At 44.8% G+C, this 5,420-nt stretch carries 4 protein-coding genes; 3 read left to right on the forward strand and 1 reads right to left on the reverse strand.

Annotated elements, in window-relative coordinates:
- Positions 1–149: 149 nt before the first annotated feature.
- Entirely contained in the window at positions 150–1,553 is a 1,404-nt protein-coding gene (locus F6K20_RS22635; protein ID WP_008181747.1) for a putative bifunctional diguanylate cyclase/phosphodiesterase, read from the reverse strand.
- Positions 1,554–2,272: 719 nt separating this feature from the next.
- Here F6K20_RS22635 and F6K20_RS22640 point away from each other — a divergent pair.
- The 3 genes from F6K20_RS22640 to F6K20_RS40135 form a co-directional block, all read left to right on the forward strand.
- Positions 2,273–3,610 carry an AAA-like domain-containing protein gene (locus F6K20_RS22640; protein WP_008181745.1) on the forward strand — a complete coding sequence of 446 codons (1,338 nt, stop codon included), beginning with the start codon at positions 2,273–2,275 and terminating at the stop codon, positions 3,608–3,610.
- 22 nt (positions 3,611–3,632) lie between these two features.
- Complete coding sequence (locus tag F6K20_RS22645) at positions 3,633–4,901, forward strand: AAA-like domain-containing protein (protein ID WP_353736804.1); 1,269 nt, start codon at positions 3,633–3,635, stop codon at positions 4,899–4,901.
- 369 nt (positions 4,902–5,270) lie between these two features.
- Positions 5,271–5,420, forward strand: a 150-nt coding sequence (locus F6K20_RS40135; protein ID WP_353736805.1) for a WD40 repeat domain-containing protein, incomplete at its 3' end; no start/stop codon positions are given.

Below are 5,420 nucleotides of genomic sequence, written 5' to 3' on the forward strand. Positions count from 1 at the left end.
TCACCAAGAAATCCTCTGCTGTTCTAATCTTCCTTTATCCGAAGTTCCCGATTCCCGATTCCTGATTCCCGATTCCCAATTCTAAATTCTAAATTCTAAATTCTAAATTCTAAATTCTAAATTCTAACTTCTAACTTCTAACTTCTAACTTACCGATTCCCCATCTCCCCATCTCCCCATCTCCCCACACTTAGAGTCTCTAACCAGGCTTCAGTAGCTTCGGGATTTAAAGGCTTAGAAAACCAATACCCCTGTCCATATTGACAACGCCAATCACAAAGCTGTGCCAATTGCTTTTCAGTTTCCACTCCCTCTGCTACTACATCTATGCCGAGGTCGTTTGCCAACTTTACCATCCACCGCAAAATTTCCCCATGTTTGTGATCATCACTCATACCTTTTACAAAAGAGCGGTCAATTTTTAATATATCTATCGGTAAATTTGGCAAGTAACTTAAGACAGAATAACCAGTCCCAAAATCATCAATGCACAACTGAATCTGTCGCTGTTTGAGTTTCTCCAACAGAACCACTGCAGTGGTTTCCAGCAGTAAACTTTCTGTGATCTCTAGTTTCAAACTCTGGGCATCGAGACCAGAATCCCACAAAATTGTGTCGATTTTACCGATTAGATCCGGTTGGGATAATTGTAAGCTGGAGATGTTAACGCTGATCGTTAAATCCTGATATTGGGGAAACTGTTGTTGCCACTGCCACATTTGTTGGCAAGCCTGGCGTAGTACCCACCAACCCAGTGGCACAATCAGCTTTGTTTCTTCTGCCACTGGAATGAACTCTGCTGGCAACAGCAGTCCCCGTTCGGGATGCTCCCACCGCACCAGTGCCTCAAAGCCAGCCAGCTTATGGGTTTCAAGAGACACAATTGGCTGGTAATAAAGCCGCAATTCTTCGCGCTTAATACCCAAGCGTAAACTATCTTCTAACTCCAACCGCTCTATACTCCGGGTGCGCATGGCAGGGGTAAACAGCTTATAGCCAGTGTTACTCTCCATTTTGGCTCGATAAAGAGCTAGACTGGCGTTGTCAAGAAAAGCAGAGGCTTGGTAATCATCCCTGTCATTGCTAGCAATTCCAATATTGGCACTCAAAAAAATCTCATGGTCATCAATCGAAAAAGGCGTCCGCAGGCTAGTGCCAATCTGTTCTGCTACCAAGGTAGCTTCACTGACATCGTTAATGTCTTTGAGTAAGATAGCTAATTCATCTTCGGACCACCGCGCCACGGTATAGTTAACGGTATAGTTAACGGTAGAATTCAGGGCATCAGTCAAGCGAGAATCAAAAGCCTTTAGCAATTTTGCTCCCACCTGCCGTCCCATACTAAACTGAATGACTTTAAAACGTTCCAAAGCCACCAATAAGACGGCGAATCGATAACCCTTATACCACTTTGACCTCTGGATTACTTGCCTCAACCGTCTCCTAAAACTATCTGCGTTGAGCCAGGGAATCAGGAGGTCATTAAAGGTAGAATCCTGAAACCTTTGTACAGGTTGCTGATCTTGCTGATCATTGTTACTTCTAGCGAACACCTACTTTCTCTATCACCCTGAATTAGCTCAATTGAGTTACTCATTGATAATTGAGCCAAAAAGGAAACCCAAAAGGAAACCCAAAAGGCAAAAGCTGTGGTATAGTTAACCTTTTACCCTATTCTTTAAGCTCAATTTTGTTAATGGTTGTTAACGATGAACATCCTTACTGATGGTTTGACTAAGCAAATCAATAACGCTGTTTGGGGTCATCCTAAGTTGCGGTTATACCGTTTAAATCAGAGGTGGGACTGTTGAATGTTGAGTGAATGTGGACGATAAACAAGCAACGGCCAACTGTCGAAAACCCAACTTCAAGAGAACGCTAGCCACCGTGGATCACTACCGTGGATCAGTGATGGAACATCTTAGTTAACCATTAGTTAACTAGATTAGTTAACTAGGGAAAACAAAATAGAGCATGGACTAGGGGTAAATCCCATGCCCTATTCTTGGATGCCCACAATTACGAGGTAGTTTTAACTGTTACCCTTTAACCCGTATAGGTAGTTTTTAGATGGCTTAATTGCTTAAGCCTGGTTGACTAGGGAAGCTGATCCCCCTTGAAGTAGGTAGCCAGCGATCGGCTATTGATCGCTGGCTTGGTGTTAACCCTAAAGGACGATTTGCGATCCCTGACTTTAAGGTAAATCGGCAATGTGGCTTTGTCTGTGAGAAAAAGTAATAAATAATTCTAATTGATTACATAATAAAAAGTAATGAGTGTTGAAGAAGCATTGGCGATGGTGGATACGGTCATCAAACCCGAACGCTTAAACGCAGTTCAAGAACTGGTGCTCCGCCAATGTTGGTCAGGACAAACTTATCAAGAGATTGCTGAGGGGTCTGGTTACGACGCCGATTACATTCGGGTGGTTGGCTCCCGCTTATGGCATATCCTGTCAGAGGTGTTTGGAGAGAAGATCACAAAAAATAACATTCGTTCTGTGATCAGGGACCGATTACGAGAGGTCGAGCTTCAGGAGTTGCCAGAGGTCGAGCTGGAATTACCTACAGAGTTCGAATTACCTAGAGGTGTGGTCCCTCTCAATTCTTCTTTTTATATCGAGCGTCCCCCCAATGACTCTCTATGTTACGAAACAGTGTTGCAGCCAGGGGCATTAATCCGAATTAAAGCCCCTAGACAGATGGGTAAAACCTCCCTGATGGTGAGGATTCTTGATCACGCTAGAGCATCTGGCTTCCGCACAGTCGCTCTGAGCTTGCAGCAAGCTGATGCCAATGTCTTTACGGATTTAGAACGATTTTTACAATGGTTCTGTGCCACAGTCACTCGTAGCCTAGAATTACCAAATCGACTAAATGATTATTGGGATGATATCTTTGGCAGCAGTGGTAATACCACAGATTACTTCGAGAATTATCTATTAAAAGAAATAGATACACCGATGGTATTGGCATTAGATGAGGTCAACCTGTTGTTTAATTACCCTGCTATTGCCACGGATTTCCTCGGTTTGCTGCGAGCTTGGTATGAAAAAGCCAAATACGGTGTAACTGGTAGCACAATTTGGCAAAAACTGCGCTTAATTATTATACATTCTACTGACGTTTATATTGCCTTACATATCCACCAATCGCCGTTTAATGTGGGATTATCCATTGAATTGCCAGAGTTTACCAAGGCCCAAGTGCAAGAATTAGCCCGTCGCCACGGAATCGATTGGGGTACTGATGATTCGAGGGTCGATCACGTATCTTTAATTATGGCTAAAGTAGGAGGAAATCCTTGTCTTTTAAGGGTAGCGTTATATCATCTTAGGCGCGGTGACGTTACCTTTGAAGAGTTATTGAATTCAGCAGCAAGGGAATCGGGGATTTATCATGATGACCTTCGACGACAATGGTGGAATCTACAACAATATCCACAACTGGTCGCAGCCTATGGAAAAGTAGTGATGTCATCCCAGCCAGTGGAATTAGAGCAAAAGCTAGCCTTTAAGTTGCAAAGTTTAGGATTAGTACAGCTCCACAAACAGGGGGCTGTACCTAGTTGTGATTTGTATCGTCAGTACTTTAGTACTCACCTGGGCTAAAACCCATGGATGCCTGGAAGTTATGAAAAAGCACAACTATCAAGTTGGCGGGAGTTTACCCCCTGATACCCCCTGCTATGTGCGTCGTAAAGCAGATCAGGATTTGTATCAGGCTCTGGTAGCCGGTGAGTTTTGCTATGTCCTTACCTCCAGGCAAATGGGTAAGTCTTCTTTGAGGGTGCAAACTACTCACCGATTACAAGGAATAGGCATCCACTGTGGAATCGTTGATTTGACGGAAATTGGTACCCAAGATTTGACAGCAGACCAGTGGTATGCTAGTATATTACGCTGTCTGGTGAGCAGCTTCAACCTCCAGGTCAATTTACGCGCTTGGTGGCGCTCACGCTCTGATCTATCCCCAGTCAAGCGTCTGAGTGATTTTATTGAGGAGGTGCTACTGGCAGAGGTTGAGGGAAATTTGGTGATCTTTATTGATGAAATCGATAGCATTCTGGGTTTATCGTTTCCGATTGAAGATTTTTTTGCCCTGATCCGAGCCTGCTACAACAAGCGCACAGAAAACCAAGCCTACCAACGCCTCAGTTTTGTCTTGTTAGGGGTAGCCACTCCCTCGGATTTGATCGTAGATAAGCAACGCACTCCGTTTAATATCGGACGGGGGATTGAGTTATGTGGATTTACTCTGGAAGAAGCCAAACCCCTAGGGCTAGGATTTAACGGAATGGTTAGCAATCCCAAAGCCTTACTTAGGGAAATCTTGGGGTTTACGGGAGGACAGCCTTTACTGACTCAAAAGCTATGTCAGCTGATTCTAGAGGATATAGAGAATGGTACTGTCAATGGCAAATCCCTTGAGTCTCTTGTGGATAGGCGGATTATCGACAACTGGGAAGTCCAAGATGAACCAGAGCATCTCAGGACCATACGCGATCGCATTCTCAGTAATGAGCAACGGGCTGGGCGGTTATTAGGACTTTATCAGCAAATTCTGCAACAGGGAGCAGTAGCAGCAGATGACAGTTGGGAACAAATGGAATTGCTACTGTCGGGATTAGTGGTCAAGACTGAGGGCAAGGTTAAGGTCCGCAACCCCATTTATGCTGCTGTTTTCAACTGTGATTGGGTCAGCAAGCAACTATCAAATCTTCGTCCCTATGCTACAAGTCTAAGAGCTTGGTTCAATGGTGATTGTCAGGATGAATCGAGACTATTGCCTGGTCAAGCCTTACTCGATGCCCTAGCTTGGGCAGATGCCCGTAGCCATCAAGGCTTGGAACAAACTGCAACAGTTAGCTGGGGCAAAGGCAAATACCCAGACTCAAGTTGAGAAAGTTGAGAAAATGCTCTGGCGAATCATTAGACCTTCTAGCAGCGATGCAGAGGTCCTTTTTGCTGCATTGCTTGCCTGTTCCTTGAGGAGTAGGATTTACCCCGTCTCTTACTGGCTGGGATTTCACCGAAAAGCGCAAAAAATCAACGTAACCAACCTTGTTCTTACTTACTATTCTAGTTTAACACGATAGCCGGGATAAATCCCGGTACGCTGGCCTTTGGCCACGCTACGCGAACGCCGCCCACTGAATAAATTAAGTGGCTAACTCTCGCTTGATGTTTTTGTGTTTATTATAGCACAAATTTTCAATGATACGCAACATTTTCAGTCCCCAATTCCCCTCCCGCGCTTGTCTTACTGGCAGTGCCAGACGCTGCGCGAACGACTATAACGGGAGTCCCCTTGGGGAAGAATGATGGTACCTTGCTCACTACCCTCACCGCACATCAGGATGAGGTAGAGGGCATCGCCTTCAGCCAAGATGGGGAAATTCTAGCTTCTGCCAGTGCTGAT

Source organism: Moorena sp. SIO2C4 (assembly GCF_010672485.1).
GTDB lineage: Bacteria > Cyanobacteriota > Cyanobacteriia > Cyanobacteriales > Coleofasciculaceae > Moorena > Moorena producens.

Coding starts and splice junctions, on each gene's coding strand:
- F6K20_RS22640 (WP_008181745.1), top strand. CDS start 2,273: ATGAGTGTTGAAGAAGCATTGGCGATGGTGGATACGGTCATCAAACCC.
- F6K20_RS22645 (WP_353736804.1), top strand. CDS start 3,633: ATGAAAAAGCACAACTATCAAGTTGGCGGGAGTTTACCCCCTGATACC.